This is a genomic window from Streptomyces sp. NPDC002602, from assembly GCF_042889445.1.
GTDB lineage: Bacteria > Actinomycetota > Actinomycetes > Streptomycetales > Streptomycetaceae > Streptomyces.
Window position 1 is genome coordinate 21,727 of the sequence record NZ_JBIAQX010000010.1, and the last position, 16,371, is coordinate 38,097.

Here is a 16,371-nt window from a genome sequence, read left to right on the forward strand (position 1 = left end):
GGGCCCGCACGGTGTTCCGACGCGTGCCGACCGGTCGTCTGCCGCTCCGTGCCGCTCAGTCCATGTCGTCGAGGAGCGCGAAGAGTTCCTCGTCGCTCGCCCCGTCCAGGTCCTGGTTCTCGGCCTCGTCCGCCTTGCCGCCGCCCGCCGAGTCGGCGATGTCCAACAGCTCCCGCAGCCGGCCGGTGATCTGGTCGAAGGCCTCCCGGTCCGAGGACGCGGCATGGATGGCGGACTTCAACCGGTCGAGGTCCGACAGCACCGGAGTTGCCGCCGACACCTCCTCGACGGTGATCTGCCGGCGGAGGTGCGCGGCCAGCGCCGCCGGGTTCGGGTAGTCGAAGACGAGGGTGCTGGGCAGCCGCATGCCGGTGGCCGCGTTGAGCTGGTTGCGCAGTTCCACGGCGGTCAGTGAGTCGAAGCCCAGTTCCTGGAAGGCGCGGTCGGCGTCGATGCCGCTGTGGTCGGCGTGCCCGAGCACCCCGGCGACCTGGCCGCGCACGAGATCCGTCAGCGCCGCGAGCCGCTCGTCCTCCGGCAGGGCGCCCAGGCGCTCCGCCAGCGAGGGACCGTCCGTACCCGCCCCCGACCCGGAGCCCGCGACCGCGCGGCGCGGACCGGCCGGAGCCAGGTCCCGCAGCAGCGGCAGCAGACGGTCACCCTGCTTGCGCAGGGCCTCCACCGCGAGCCGGGTGACGGCCAGGACCGCCTCGCCGGTGCCGGGGGCCGCGTCGAAGAGGTCCATGGCGTCCGCCGAGGACAACGGCAACAGACCGAGCCGGGCGAGGCGACGCAGGTCCGCTTCTTCCAGTGAGCCGCTGATGGTGCTGGCCTGGGCCCACAGGCCCCAGGCCAGTGAGGTGGCCGGGAGGTTGTTGGCCTGGCGGTACTGGGCGAGGGCGTCGAGGAAGGTGTTGCCGGCCGCGTAGTTGGCCTGGCCGGCGTTGCCGATCAGGCCCGCGATGGAGGAGTAGAGGACGAAGGCCGACAGGTCCAGGTCCTTGGTGAGGTCGTGGAGGTTCCAGGCCGCGTCGACCTTCGGCGCCAGCACCTTCTCCAGCCGCTCCGGCGTCAGGTCCGACAGGACGGTGTCGTCCAGCACACCGGCCGTGTGGATCACCCCGGTGAGCGGCTGCTCGGCGGGGATCGCCGCCAACACCCCGGCCAGCGACCGCCGATCGGTGACGTCACAGGCCGCCACGGTGACCTCGGCGCCCAGCCCGGTCAGCTCCGTACGCAGCTCCTCGGCGCCCGGGGCGTCGATGCCGCGTCGGCTGAGGAGCAGCAGGTGCCGTGCGCCGTGTTCGGTGACCAGGTGTCGGGCCAGTACGCCGCCCAGTGCGCCGGTCGCGCCGGTGATCAGGGTGGTGCCCCGGTCCCAACGCGGTGTGATCGCCTGCGCGTCCTGACTCGTGCGGGCCAGGCGCGGCACGAACAGCCGGTCCCCGCGCACCGCGAGCTGCGGTTCCCCCGAGGCCAGGGCGGCGGCCGGCAGGGTGTCGCCGTCCAGGTCCACCAGGACGATCCGCCCCGGGTTCTCCGTCTGCGCCACGCGCAGCAGACCCCACACACCCGCGTGCGTCAGATCGGTGACGGGCTCGCCCGCCGTGGCGACGGCGCCCCGGGTGACCACCACCAGCGTGGAACTCTCGAACCGCTCGTCGCCCAGCCAGAACTGCGCCGAGGAGAGGGTCTCGCGCAACGCGGCCCGCGCGGCCTCGGCCGGCTCGCCCTCGACGGCGCCCGGAACGAGCACCACCGTGGCGGGCACCGGCCCGGCCGCCGCCACCGCCTCCAGATCGGCGTACGGGAGACCACCGGGCACGGCGAGGTCACCGACCACGGCCCAGCCCGCCGCGGTGCCCGTGACCGGGTCGGAGGCCGGCAGGGCGTTCCACGCTACGCGGAACAGCCCGTCCCGGGCCGTCGACGCGGCCTCGCGCAGTGCCTCCTTCGACACCGGGCGCAGCAGCAGCGACTCGACGGTCGCCACCGGGGCGCCCGCCCCGTCGGCCACCGTCAGCGAGGCGGCCAGCGTGTCGCTGTCACGCCCGGACAGCGACAGCCGCACCCGCAGCACCGAGGCGCCCACGGCGTGGACGCTCACCCCGGACCAGGAGAACGGCAACCGCGCCTGCCCCGACTCGAAGGCGACACCGGGCAGCAGCGGGTGCAGCGCCGCGTCCAGCAGCGCCGGGTGCAGCAGGAACCGTCCCGCGTCCGCCCTCCCGGCGTCCGGCAGCCGCACCTCGGCGTACACCTCGTCGCCCGCGGTCCACAGCCGGGTCAACCCCTGGAAGGCGGGGCCGTACGCGTAACCCAGCGCGTCGAGCCGCTCGTACACCCCGTCGAGGGAGACCTCGGTCGCGCCGGCCGGCGGCCAGGCCGTCAGCGGCTCGCCGGCGGGGGCGCCGGCCGAGGAGGCCAGCACCCCGTTCGCGTGGAGCGTCCACGGCCGGTCGGCCGCCAGGTCGCCGTCGTCGGTCCGGGAGAAGATCTCCACCGTGCGGCGGCCCGACCCGTCGGCCTCGCCGACCACGACCTGGACCTGCGTACCGCCCTGCTCGGGCAGCACCAGCGGCGCCGACAGCATCAGCTCCTCGACCCGGTCGACCCCGAGCTGCTCGCCCGCCCGGGCCGCCAGCTCCACCAGCCCGGTGCCGGGGACCAACACCGTCCCGTACACCGCGTGCTCGGTCAGCCAGGCGTGGGAGCGGCGCGAGAGCCGCCCGGTGAACAGGTACTCGTCGCGGTGCGCCGATCCGACGGCCGCGCCCAGTAGCGGGTGGCCGGTGGCCGCCAGCCCCAGCCCGGCCGCGTCGGCCGGGGTCTCGGGGGCGTCCAGCCAGTACCGCTCGTGCCGGAAGGCGTACGTCGGCAGGGTGACGGTCCGCGCGCCCGGGAACAGCCTCGACCAGTCCGGCTTCGCCCCCCGCATCCGCAACAGGGCCATCGCCGCGACGACGGTCTCCGTCTCGGGCCGGTCCCGGCGCAGCGCCGGGGCCAGCGCCCCGGCCTCCTGCTCCAGGGAACCCTGCGTCAGCGCCGTCAGCACCCCGTCCGGGCCCAACTCCAGGAAGTCGGTGACGCTCTGGGCCTCCAGGTACCGGATGCCGTCGGCGAACCGCACGGCCTCCCGGATGTGGGTGGCCCAGTACTCCGGAGAGGTCAGCTGCTCGTCGGTGGCGAGGGTGCCGGTGACGTTGGAGACGACCGGGATGCGCGGCGCGTGGAACGTCAGCCCGCCGGCGACCTCGCGGAACTCCTCCAACACCTCGTCCATGTGCGGGGAGTGGAAGGCGTGCGAGACCGGCAGCCGCTTGGTGCGGGCGCCCTTCGCCCGCCAGGCGTCGCAGATCTCGTCGACGACCGCCGAGTCACCGGAGATCACCATCGCGTCGGGGCCGTTGACCCCGGCGATGGCGACCGCGTCGCCGTACGGGGCGATCGAGGCGCGCACCGCCTCCTCGCCGGCCTGGATCGCGGCCATCGCGCCGCCCTCGCGGGCGGCCTGCATCAGCCGGCCGCGTTCGGCGACCAGGCAGCAGGCGTCGCCCAGTTCGAGAACCCCCGCGAGGTGGGCGGCGGTCACCTCGCCGATGGAGTGGCCGAGCAGATAGTCGGGGGTGAAGCCGTGGTGCTCGTACAGCCGGTACAGGGCCACCTCGATGGCGAACAGCGCGGCCTGGGTGAAGGAGGTCTGGTCGATCAGCGCCGAGTCCGCCGAGTGTTCCGGGGCGAACAGCACGTCCTTGATCGGGCGGGCCAGCTCCGAGTCGAACCGGGCGCACACCTCGTCCAGCGCCTTCGCGAAGACCGGGTTCGCGGCGTACAGCTCGCGTCCCATGCCCAGGCGCTGGCTGCCCTGGCCGGTGAAGAGGAACGCGGTCTTGCCGGGCCGGGCCGAGCGGCCCCGCACGACGTTCGACGCGGACTCCCCGTGCGCCAGCGAGGACAGACCCCGGATCAGGGTCTCCCGGTCCGCGCCGACCACGGCCGCGCTGTGCTCCAGCACGGCGCGCCCGGTGGCCAGCGAGAAGCCGATGTCGGCGGGGGACAGCTCCGGGTGGTCGAGGACGAAGCGGTGCAGTCGCGCCGCCTGGGCCGCGACGGCCTTCCCGTCCTTGCCGGACACCAGCCACGGCACCACACCGGCCGCCTCCGGCTCCGGGACGGGACCGCGCCGGGCCGGCGCCGCCGGGGGCTGCTCGATGATGACGTGCGCGTTGGTGCCGCTGATGCCGAAGGAGGACACGCCCGCGCGGCGCGGGCGGCCCGCCTCGGGCCAGGGGGTCTCCTCGGTCAGCAGCGCCAGCGACCCCGCCTCCCAGTCCACGTGCGGGGACGGCTCGTCCACGTGCAGGGTCCGGGGCAGCACCCCGTGCCGCATCGCCTCGATCATCTTGATGACACCGCCGACGCCGGCCGCGGCCTGGCTGTGCCCGATGTTCGACTTCAGGGACCCGAGGTACAGCGGGCGGTCCTCCGGCCGGTCCTGCCCGTACGTCGCCAACAGGGCCTGTGCCTCGATCGGGTCGCCCAGAGTGGTGCCGGTGCCGTGCGCCTCCACGGCGTCCACATCGGCCGAGCTCAAACCGGCGTTGGCCAGAGCCTGGCGGATGACCCGCTCCTGCGCCGGCCCGTTGGGCGCGGTCAGACCGTTCGACGCGCCGTCCTGGTTGACGGCCGTGCCGCGGATCACCGCGAGCACGGTGTGCCCGTTGCGCTTGGCATCGGAGAGCCGCTCCACGAGCAGCAGACCGACACCCTCGCTCCAGCCGGTGCCGTCGGCACCCGCCGCGAAGGACTTGCAGCGCCCGTCGGGCGACAGGCCCCGCTGGCGGGAGAACTCCACGAAGGTGTTCGGGCCGTTCATCACGGTCACGCCGCCCGCCAGCGCCAGATCGCACTCACCGGAGCGCAGCGCGTTCGCCGCGAGGTGCATGGCCACCAGCGAGGAGGAGCAGGCCGTGTCCACGGTGACCGCCGGACCCTCCAGCCCGTACGTGTAGGACAGCCGGCCGGAGATGACGCTGGAGAGGTTGCCCGCGAGCAGGAAGCCCTCGAACTCCTCCGGCACCGACGGCAGCCGCGAGGCGTAGTCGTCGTACATGGCGCCGGTGAAGACGCCGGTGTGGGAACCGCGCAGCAGCGCCGGGTCGATGCCCGCGCTCTCGAAGGTCTCCCACGCCGTCTCCAGCAGCAGCCGCTGCTGCGGGTCGGTCGCGGTCGCCTCGCGCGGGGAGATCCCGAAGAACTCCCGGTCGAAGAGGTCCGCCTCGTGCAGGAAGCCGCCCTCACGGACGTACGAGGTGCCCGTCCGCTCGGGGTCCGGGTCGTACAGGCCCTCCAGGTCCCAGCCGCGGTTCACCGGGAACGGACTGACCGCGTCCACCCCGTCGGCGACGAGCCGCCACAGGTCCTGCGGGGACCGCACCCCGCCGGGGAAGCGGCACGCCATCCCGACGACGGCGATCGGCTCGTCCGAGGCGCCCTTGGCGCGGGCCCGGACGGCCTTCGTCGGCGCGTCGTCCGCCGAGACCCTCGACAGCAGGTACGCGGCCAGCGCGCCCGGCGTCGGATGGTCGAACACCGCCGTCGCCGGCAGGCGCAGGCCGGTGGCCGACCCGAGCCGGTTGCGCAGGTCCACGCCGGCCATCGAGTCGAAGCCGATCTCGCTGAACGCCCGCTCGGGGTCGATGGACGCGGCGCCCGCGTGACCGAGGACCGAGGCGACCGTGGACCGCACGAGGTCTCGTACCGCCTCCGCCCGCCTGTCCTCGGGGAGGCCGGCGATCTGCCCGGCCCAGCCCGACGCGGCGCCCGCGCCCGCCCCGGCCTGTCCGGCGCGGCGGGTCCGGGTGCGCACCAGCCCCCGGTACAGGGCGGGCGGCGTCTCGGAACCGGTGCGCAGCCGGGCCGGGTTCAGCGCGACCGGCACCAGCAGCGGTTCGGTGGCGTTCAGTGCCGTGTCGAACAGGGCCAGACCCTGCGCGGGGGTGAGCGGGGTCATGCCCGCCCGGTCCCAGCGGGCCAGGTCGGCGTCGGTGAGCCCGGCGCCCATGCCGTGGCTGGAGTCCCACAGGCCCCAGGCCAGCGAGGTCGCGGCCAGGCCGGCGGAGCGGCGGTGTGCGGCGAGGGCGTCCAGCCAGGTGTTGGCCGCCGCGTAGTTGCCCTGACCGGCGGTGCCGGTGACACCCGACACCGAGGAGAACAGGACGAACGCCGCCAGGTCCAGGTCCCGGGTGAGCTCGTGCAGGTTCCAGGCGGCGTCCACCTTGGGCCGCAGCACCGCGGACACCTGCTCCGGGGTGAGGGACTCGATCGTCGCGTCGTCCAGCACACCGGCCGTGTGCACCACGGCCGACAGCGGGTGCTGCGCGTCCACGGCCGTGAGCAGCGCGGCCACCGAGGCGCGGTCGGCGGCGTCCGCCGCGACCACCCTCACCTCGGCGCCGAGCGCGCCCAGTTCGGCCGCCAGCTCCCGGGCGCCGGGGGTGGCCGGGCCGCGCCGGCTGCTGAGCAGCAGGTGCCGGACCCCGTGCCCGGTGACGAGGTGGCGGGCGAAGAGCGCGCCGAGGCCGCCGGTGCCGCCGGTGACCAGGACGGTTCCCGAGGCCCCCAGGACGGGCACCTCGGGGGTCGCGATCGCCGCCGCGCGGGCCAGTCGGGGGGCGAACGACTCGCCGGCGCGGAGCGCGAGTTGGGGTTCCCCGGTGGCGAGGGCCGCGGCGAGCGCCGCGTCGTCCGTCGCGCCGTCGGTGTCGACGAGCACGAGCCGGTCCGGGTGCTCGGACTGCGCGGAGCGGATCAGCCCCCACAGCGGGGCCGCGTCCAGGTCGGTGACGTCCTCGCCGGGCAGTGCGGCGACCGCGCCGGCGGTGACGAACACCAGCCGGGAGTCCGCGAACCGCTCGTCGGCCAGCCACTCCTTGACCAGCGCCAGTGCCCGCAGGGTGGCCAGGTGCGCGCCCTCGGCGCCGCCGGCGCCGGAGCCTGCGTGCCGCACCAGGACGGTCGTCGCACCGGCGGCGGGGGCCAGGTCCTCGCCCACCTCGGTCCAGTCGACCGCCGCCCGGGCGGCGGCCACCGGCTGCCAGCGCACCTCGTACAACGAGTCGTTCGCGCCGTCCGCGACCGAGGTCAGGGCCTCCTTGGCGACCGGGCGCAACGTCAGCGCGTCCACGTCCGCGACGGGCGCGCCCGCGCCGTCCGCCAGCGTCAGACGGTACGTGTCGGTCCCGGCGGGCGAGATCCGCACCCGCAGCTCGGCGGCGCCCGCCGCGTGCAGGGAGATCCCCGACCAGGCGAACGGCAGCCGGATCCGGTCGCTCTCGCCCTCCACGGCCGCGTCCAGCACCAGCGGATGCAGCACCGAGTCGAACAGCGCCGGGTGCACGCCGAACCGGCCGGCGCTCTCCCGGTGCTCCCCGGGCAGCCGCACCTCGGCGTACAGGTCCTCACCGGCGCGCCAGAGCGCCGTCAGGCCCTGGAAGGCGGGGCCGTACGCGTACCCCAGCGCGGCGAGCCGCTCGTACACGCCGTCCAGCGGCTCGGCGCTCGCGCCGGCCGGCGGCCACGCGGACAGGTCCGCGTCCTCGGCCGGTACGACGGCCTCCGCGAGGGCGCCCGTCGCGTGGCGGGTCCACGGCCGGGCCGCGCCCTCGCCGCCGTCGGGCCGGGCGTGGACGGAGAAGGGCCGTACCCCGGACGCGTCCGGGGCGCCCACCGCGACCTGCACCCGCACGGCCTCGCGTCCGACGAGCGGCAGCGGGGCCTCCAGGGTCAGTTCCTCGACCCGGGGGACACCGAGGTGGTCGCCGGCCGCGACGGCCAGCTCCAGGAACGCCGTCGCGGGCACCAGCACGGTCGTGCCGATCGCGTGGTCCGCGAGCCACGGGTGGGAGCCCACCGACAGCCGGCCGGTGAACAGGGCGTCCTCGCGGTCCGCGAACTCCACGCTCGTGGAGAGCAACGGGTGCTCCGAGGCGTCCAGCCCCAGGCTGCGCGCGTCGGTGGAGGCGGTCGGCGCGAGCCAGTACCGCTCGCGCTGGAAGGCGTACGTCGGCAGCGGGGCCGGCGCCGCGCCCGGGAAGAAGGTCCCCGCGTCGAAGGTGCCACCGGCCGCCCACACCCGGGCCAGGCCGGCCGTGAGCGTGTCGGCCTCGGGGCGGCCCGCGCGCAGCAGCGGCACGGCCACGGCCCCGGTGTCCTCCAGCGCGCCCTGCGCCAGGGCGGTCAGCACGGCGTCCGGGCCGACCTCCACGAACAGGGTCGCGCCCTGCGCGGCCAGCTCGCGGACGGCGTCCACGAACCGCACGGCGGCGCGGATCTGCCCGGCCCAGTGGTCCGGGGAGGTCAGTTCGGCCTCGGTGGCGATCGCGCCGGTGACGGTGGAGACGATCGGGATCGCCGGCGCCGCGAAGGCGACGTCGGCCGCGACCGCGCGGAACTCCTCCAGGATCGCGTCCATGTGAGGGGAGTGGAAGGCGTGCGAGACGGTCAGGCGCTTCGCCTTGCGGCCCTGCTCCCGCCACCGCGCGGCGACGGCCTCGGCGACGTCCTCGTCACCGGAGATCACCACGGAGGACGGGCCGTTGACGGCGGCGACGGACACCGCGTCCTCGAGACCCGCGAGGGAGGCGACGATCTCCGCCTCCGTGCCCTGGACGGCGATCATGGCGCCGCCCGGACGGGCCGACTGCATCAGCCGGCCGCGGGCGGCCACCAGCCTCGCGGCGTCCGCCAGCGTCAGCACCCCGGCGGCGTGCGCGGCGGACAGCTCGCCGATCGAGTGCCCGGCCAGCAGCGCCGGCACCACCCCGTGGTGCTCCAGCAGCCGGAACAGGGCCGTCTCCACCGCGAACAGGGCGGGCTGGGTGTAGGTGGTCTCGTCCAGCAGCGCCGCGTCGGAACTGCCCTCCGCCGCGAAGAGCACCTCGCGCAACGGCCGCTCCAGCAGCCCCTCGAAGGCGGCGAACACCGCGTCGAGGGCGCGGGCGAAGACGGGGTGGCGGGCGTACAGGTCACGGCCCATGCCGAGCCGCTGGGCACCCTGGCCGGTGAACAGGAAGGCGGTCCGGCCGGCGCTCGGGGCGGCGCCGGTGACGACGGTGGGCGCGTCGGAGCCCGCGATCAGCGCGTCGAGCCCGGCGAGCAGGGCATCGCGGTCCTCGGCGAGGACGACGGCGCGCCGCTCGAAGGCGGTACGGGTGGCCGCGAGCGCCAACCCGACGTCCGCGAGGTCCGTGTCGGGAGCGGCGACGTGGGCGCGCAGCCGTTCGGCCTGCGCGGCCAGCGCCTTCGGGTCGCGGGCCGACAGCAGCCAGGGCGCGGGCAGTTCCGGCGCGGCCGGGGCCTCGACGGAGGGCGCGGGCACGGGCTCGGCTTCGGGGGCCTGCTCGATGACGACGTGGGCGTTGGTCCCACTGATCCCGAAGGAGGAGACGGCGGCGCGGCGCGGCCGACCGGTCTCGGGCCACGCCCGTTCCCCGGTGAGCAGCTCCACGGCGCCCGCCGACCAGTCCACGTGCGGGGACGGCTCGTCCACGTGCAGGGTCCTGGGCAGCACGCCGTGGCGGATCGCCTGGACCATCTTGATGACGCCGCCGACGCCGGCCGCCGCCTGCGCGTGGCCGATGTTCGACTTCAGCGAGCCGAGGAACACCGGGGCCAGGCCCTCGCGGTCGCTGCCGTAGGTGGCCATGACGGCCTCGGCCTCGATCGGGTCGCCGAGCCGGGTACCGGTGCCGTGCGCCTCCACGGCGTCCACGTCCGAGCCGGTGAGACCGGAGTCGGCCAGCGCCTGGCGGATGACCCGCTGCTGCGCGAGTCCGCTGGGGGCGGTCAGGCCGTTGGAGGCGCCGTCCTGGTTGATGGCGGAGCCGCGCAGCACCGCGAGGACGGTGTGTCCGTTGCGTTCGGCGTCGCAGAGCCGCTCGACGAGCAGCAGGCCCACGCCCTCGGACCAGCCGGTGCCGTCGGCGCCGGCGGCGAAGGACTTGCAGCGGCCGTCGGGGGCGAGCCCGCGCTGGCGGGAGAACTCCACGAACATGCCGGGGGACGACATGACGGTCGCGCCGCCCGCCAGGGCCAGGTTGGTCTCGCCCGACCGCAGCGAACGGATCGCGAGGTGCAGGGCGACCAGCGAGGAGGAGCAGGCGGTGTCGGTGGTCACCGCCGGGCCGAGCAGCCCCAACTGGTAGGCGATCCGGCCCGACATCACGCTGGTGGTGCTGCCGGTCAGCACCGAGCCCTGGACGCTCTCGGGGGCCTCGTACATCCGGGGCCCGTACTCCAGCGCCGTCGCCCCGACGAACACACCGGTCCGGGAGCCGTGCAGGGACTCCGGGCGGATCCCGGAGCGCTCGACGGCCTCCCAGGCGGTCTCCAGCAGCAGCCGCTGCTGCGGGTCCATCGCGAGGGCCTCGCGCGGCGAGATGCCGAAGAAGCCGGCGTCGAACTCGGCCGCCTCGTGCAGGAACCCGCCGCGCCGCACCGCGCTCTTGCCCGGGCGGTCGGGGTCGGCGTCGTACAGGTCCTCGTCCCAGCCGCGGTCGACGGGGAACCCGGAGACGGCGTCGCCGCCCTCCGCGACCAGCTTCCACAGCTCGTCGGGGGAGGAGATCCCGCCCGGGAACCGGCAGGCCATGCCGACGATCGCGATGGGCTCGTCGGCGTCGGCGGGACGGGTGAACTCCTCGGCCGACACGGCCGCGCCGGCCAGCTCGGCCCCGATGAACGAGGTGAGCGCCAGCGGCGTCGGGTGGTCGAACAGCAGCCCGCCGGGCAACCGCAGGCCGGTGGCCTCGGCCAGCGCCTTGCGCAGCTCGGTGGTCATCATCGAGCTGAAGCCGAGCTTCTGGAACGGGGTCCGAGGCTCCAGCACCTCGTCCGGCCCGTACTCCAGGATCGCCGTGACGTGCGAGGTGACCAGCTCGGAGACGGCGCGGTCCCGCTCGGCCTCGGACAGCCGGGCGAGCCGCGCGCCGAGTTCGCCGCGCGGGCCCGCGGCAGGCTCCCCGGCGGTGTCGGCCCCCGGGAGGGGCAGTGGGGCCGTCTTGCGCGCGGAGGCGTCGAACCAGTGCCGGCGGCGCTGGAACGCGTACGTGGGCAGGGAGACCCGGCGGGCGCCGGTCCCCGCGTACAGCACACCCCAATCGACGTTGGCGCCGAGCGTGAACGCGGTGGCGACGGCGGTCAGCAGCGTCCGCACCTCGGGGCGCCCCGCACGGAGTGTCGGGGTGCCCTCGGCGAGGGCGCTGAGGACGGCGTCGGGGCCGATCTCCAGGAAGGTGTCGGCGCCCAGCGACCTCAGGGCGGCGACCGCGTCCGCGAACCGGACGGCGCCGCGGACCTGGTCGGTCCAGTAGCAGGGGGTGCGCAGGTCGTCCCCGGAGGCGAGTTCGCCGGTGAGGGTGGAGACGACGGGGATCCGCGGCTCGTTGTAGGTGAGGCCCTTCGCCACCTTGTGGAAGGGCTTGAGCATCGCGTCCATGTGGGGGGAGTGGAAGGCGTGGGAGACCGTCAGGCGCTTGGTCTTGCGGCCCAGTTCGGCGAGGTTTCCGGCGACCTTGAGGGCGGCTTCCTCGTCGCCGGAGACGACGACGGAGGTCGGGCCGTTGACGGCGGCGATCGACAGCCGGTCCTCCAGGCCTTCGAGGAGCGGCAGGACCTCCGCCTCCGTGGCCTGCACGGCGATCATGGCGCCGCCCGTGGGCAGGGCCTGCATGAGTGTGGCGCGGGCGGCGACGAGCTTCGCCGCGTCCGGCAGGGACAGGATCCCCGCCACGTGCGCGGCGGCCAGCTCACCGATGGAGTGGCCCGCGACATGGGACGGGGTCAGACCCCAGGACTCCACGAGCCGGTAGAGGGCCACCTCCACCGCGAACAGCGCGGGCTGGGTGTTCCCCGTCTCGTCGAGCGCCTCACCGGAGGCGATGACCTCGCGGATCGAGCGCTTCAGCAGCGGGTCCAGTTCCCCGGCGACCGCGTCGAAGGCCTCCGCGAACGCGGGGAAGGCCGCGTACAGTTCCTCGCCCATCCCCGGACGCTGCGCGCCCTGGCCGGTGAAGAGGAACGCGGTCGTGCCCGCGGCGGGCGCGCCCCGGACCACCCCGGCGCCCGGCCGTCCCTCGGCCAGCGCCCGCAGCCCCTCCACCAGCGCCGACCGGTCCGTGCCGAGCACGACCGCGCGCTCCTCGAAGGCCGTGCGGGTGGTCGCCAGCGAGAAGGCGGTGTCCACCGGGTCGGGGGCGCCGTCGGCGGCGGCGAACGCGGCCAGCCGGCCGGCCTGCGCGCGCAGCGCCTCCCGCGACCGGGCCGACAGCACCCAGGGCAGCGCCTCGGTGGCGGCCTCGGTGGGCTCCTGCGGCGCGGGGACGGCGGGTCCCTCGGTGACCACGACGTGCGCGTTCGTGCCGCCCATGCCGAAGGAGCTGACGCCCGCCGCCAACGGACGCTCCGGGTGCGGCCAGGCGGAGTGCTCGCGCTGCACCGCCAGCCCCAGCGCGTCCAGCGGGATCCCCGGGTTCGGGCTCGCGAAGTTCAGGCTGGCGGGCAGCTCGCGGTGGGTGATGCTCAGCAGCGTCTTGATCAGGCCCGCGATGCCCGCCGCGCCCTCCAGGTGCCCGATGTTGGTCTTGACGGAACCGACGCGCAGCGGGTCCCCGGCCGCCCGGTCCGCGCCCAGCGCGGCGCCGAGCGCGGCGGCCTCGATCGGGTCGCCGACGGGCGTGCCGGTGCCGTGCAGTTCGACGTACTGGACCTGCTCGCCGGCGCCCAGCGCGGCCCGCTCGTGGGCCAGGCGCACCACCTGCTCCTGCGCGGCCGCGCTCGGCACGGTCAGACCGCCGGGCGTGGCACCGTCGTTGTTGACGGCGCTCGCGCGGATCACGCCGTGGACGTGGTCGCCGTCCGCGAGGGCGAGCGAGAGCGGCTTGAGGACCAGGACCCCGCCGCCCTCGCCGGGCACGAAGCCGTTGGCGCGGGAGTCGAAGGTGTACGTGACCCCGTCGGGGGAGAGCGCGCCGAAACGTTCCTCCGTGGTGGCGTTCTCCGTCAGCAGGTTCAGGTTCACACCCGCCGCGAGCGCCAGCACGGACTCCCCGGCCCGCAGGCTCTCGCAGGCGAGGTGCACCGCGACGAGCGAGGAGGACTGCGCGGAGTCCACGGTGAGGCTGGGACCCTGGAGACCCAGGTGGTAGGAGACCCGGTTCGCGATGACACCGCGGTTCACCCCGGTCATCGTGTGCGGGGTGATCGCCTCGGTGCCGTGCTGGTACAGCAGGTTCGTGTAGTCGTCGCGCAGGGTGCCGACGAACACCGAGGTACGGCTGCCGCGCAGCGCCTCGGGCACGATGCCCGCGTCCTCCAACGCCTCCCAGGCCAACTCCAGTACGAGCCGCTGCTGCGGGTCCATCGCCGCGGCCTCGCGCGGCGAGATCCCGAAGAAACGGGCGTCGAACCGGTCCACCCCGTCCAGGAACGCGCCGCGCTGCCGGCCGTCATCGGGCGCCGCGTCCTCGGGTACGCCCCAACGGCCCGGCGGCACCTCGTCGACGGCACCCCGCCCGCTCCGCAGGAGCTCCCAGAACGCGGCCGGGCCGTCGGCTCCGGGGAGCCGGCAGGACAGCCCCACGACAGCGATCTGCTCCACCTGCTCGGTGTGCGCCCCGGCTGCTACAGGATTCCGCTCACTGGTCACCACGCTCGGCTGCCCCTTCTTGGATTCAACGCGCCCGGAGGAAATGCGCCCGGATCGAATGCGCCCGGATTCACGTGCCGGGATTCACGCCCCGGCCGCACACACCACCGGCTCCACGTGCCCGGATTCGATGCGCCGGAATTTCGACGATCTCCGATTCGACGTGCCCGGAGGAATACGCCCCGGGTTCGATGCGCCTGGGTTCACAGGCTAGTGAAAGCGACCTCGTGGACAGTCATGGCCTGGTAACCAGGCCTGTGGGAACGGCTGGTGACCCCGCCATTGCCACACAGTGAGCGGCCGGTGGAACGCACCTGGCTACCGTCAATGCGGGCTCACGCGCTTCATTCGGACGCATTCGATCCGGTGAGCTCCAGCTGCGCTGTAGTGACGTGCGAATTCAAGGAGAGCTGATCGCTGTGAGTGCTGCATCTTCCCAAGGGGCCAACCCCGGATCCGCCGAAAACGCACGCGGAGGTCGCGCGGTCGTCCTCGGCGGGAGCATGGCGGGACTCTTCTCCGCCCGCGCCCTCTCCGAGAACTTCGCGGAGGTGCTCGTCGTGGACCGCGACGAGCTGACGGGACCGAACGAACTCCGCCGGGGCCTGCCGCAGGGCCACCACCTGCACGGTCTGCTCGCCCGCGGCCAGCAGATCGTCGAGGAGTACTTCCCCGGCATCACCGAGGACATGAAGGCTGCCGGCGCGCAGCTCGGCGACGTGGCCGACGACGTCCGCTGGATCATCAACGGCAAGCGCCTGCGGCAGGTCCACTCCGGCCTGTTCGCCCTCACCTCCGGCCGTCCCTTCCTGGAGCGCCACATACGCGAGCGCGTGCTCGCGCTCCCCGAGGTGACCTTCCTGGAGCAGGCCGACATCCTCCGCCTGGTCACCAGCGAGGACCGGCGCGAGGTCACCGGGGTCGTCGTGCGCCGCGACGGCGTCGAGGAGGTGGTGGAGGCCGATCTGGTCGTGGACGCCACCGGCCGCGGTTCGCGCACCTCCGTCTGGCTCCAGGAGTTCGGCTTCGACGCCGTCGAGGAGGAGAAGCACAAGATCGGCCTCGGCTACACCACCCGCTACTACCGGGTCCCCGACGAGGCCTTCGAGGGCAACATCTCCATCAACACCGTCGCCTCCGCGGGCGTCCCGCGCGGCGCGATCTGCCAGAAGATCGACGGCGGCCGTTCCATCGTCACCGCCTACGGCATCCTCGGCGACCACCCGGCCACCACCCCCGAGGGCTTCCACGCCTTCATCGAGTCGCTGGCCGCGCCCGACATCCACGAGGTGCTCAAGGTCTCCGAGCCGCTGGACGAGCCCGTCGCGTACAAGTTCCCGACCAACCTGCGCCGCCACTACCAGCGCCTGACCGACTTCCCGGCCGGCCTGCTGGTCATCGGCGACGCCGTGTGCAGCTTCAACCCCAGCTACGCGCAGGGCATGACCGTCTCCGCGCTCGGCTCGCTCGTGCTGCGCCGGCACACCGCCGAGTCCCGGCGGCCCGACCCGATCGCCTACTTCAAGGACCTCGCCGCCGACGCCGTCGACGGCTGCTGGGAGATGGCCGTCGGCGCCGACCTCAGCTTCCCCGAGGTCGAGGGCGAGCGGACCGAGGAGGTCCAACTGGCGCACGCCTTCATCGCCCAGGTCCAGGAGGCCGCGTCCCGCGACGACGCCGTGGCCCGCGCGTACTCCCGCGTCATCGGCCTCGTCGACTCCCCGGCCGTCCTGCACGACCCGGAGATCGAGGCCGCCATCGCCGCGGTCCAGGAGCAGCCGTGAAGATCACCCCGAACGACCTGACCTTCGACCTGACCTTCGACGTGGCCGTCGACGGCCCCGCCGACGGCGAACCCGTCCTGCTGCTCCACGGCTTCCCCCACAACAAGGAGTCCTGGACCGAGACCGCGCCCCTGCTGCACGCCGCCGGGCTGCGCACCATCGCCCCCGACCAGCGGGGCTACTCCGACGGCGCGCGCCCGACCGACGTCGACGCGTACCGCCTCGAACACCTCGCCGCCGACGCGCTCGGCATCCTCGACGCGCTCGGCGTCGCCGACGCCCATGTCGTCGGTCACGACTGGGGCGCGGCCGTGGCCTGGTACCTGGCGGCGCGCCGGCCCGACCGGGTGCGCACGCTCACCGCGCTCGCCATCCCGCACCTCGACGCGTACCAGCACGCCTACCGGGTCGACGAGGAGCAGCAACACAGCTCCCAGTACGTGGAGTTCCTCGTCTCCGCCGGCGCCGCCGACCACTTCCTGGCCGACGACGCCGTCGAACTGCACGGCTGGTTCAACCAGGTCGGCGAGGGCGTCCTGACCGACGCCCAGATCGCCCGGTACGTCACCACCCACACCGCTCCCGGCGTACTGGACGCGGCCCTGAACTGGTACCGCGCCAACAACCTGCTCGGCGAGGACCTCGCCTTCGGCCCGGTCACCGTCCCGACGACCTTCGTCTACAGCCGCACCGACACGGCCGTCAGCGAACTCGCCGTCGAGAAGACCGCGGAGCACGTCACCGGCCCCTACCGGCTGGTGACGCTGGAGAAGACCTCCCACTGGCAGCCGCAACAGGACCCCGACACGGTCGCCGCCGAGATCATCCGGCGGGTCCGCACGGTCCCCCAGGCAACACCGACAGAAAACTGATGAAGGGACA

Annotated in this window: 3 protein-coding genes; 2 read left to right on the plus strand and 1 reads right to left on the minus strand. The window is 74.5% G+C overall.

Translation table 11 applies throughout. The features are described 5' to 3' along the window. Positions 1-55: 55 nt before the first annotated feature. The gene (locus tag ACFYW3_RS24435) at positions 56-13,708 is read right to left on the minus strand and encodes an SDR family NAD(P)-dependent oxidoreductase (protein ID WP_389387326.1); all 13,653 of its coding nucleotides are present in this window, start codon (positions 13,706-13,708) and stop codon (positions 56-58) included. 416 nt (positions 13,709-14,124) lie between these two features. On the opposite strand from ACFYW3_RS24435, the gene ACFYW3_RS24440 reads away from it, so the two are divergent. Continuing rightward, complete coding sequence (locus tag ACFYW3_RS24440) at positions 14,125-15,489, plus strand: FAD-dependent oxidoreductase (RefSeq protein WP_351384963.1); 1,365 nt, start codon at positions 14,125-14,127, stop codon at positions 15,487-15,489. Then, positions 15,486-16,361, plus strand: coding sequence for an alpha/beta fold hydrolase (locus tag ACFYW3_RS24445; protein WP_389387327.1), 876 nt, complete (start codon positions 15,486-15,488; stop codon positions 16,359-16,361). The genes ACFYW3_RS24440 and ACFYW3_RS24445 overlap by 4 nt, the downstream gene beginning before the upstream one ends. The last annotated feature ends 10 nt before the right edge of the window (positions 16,362-16,371 follow it).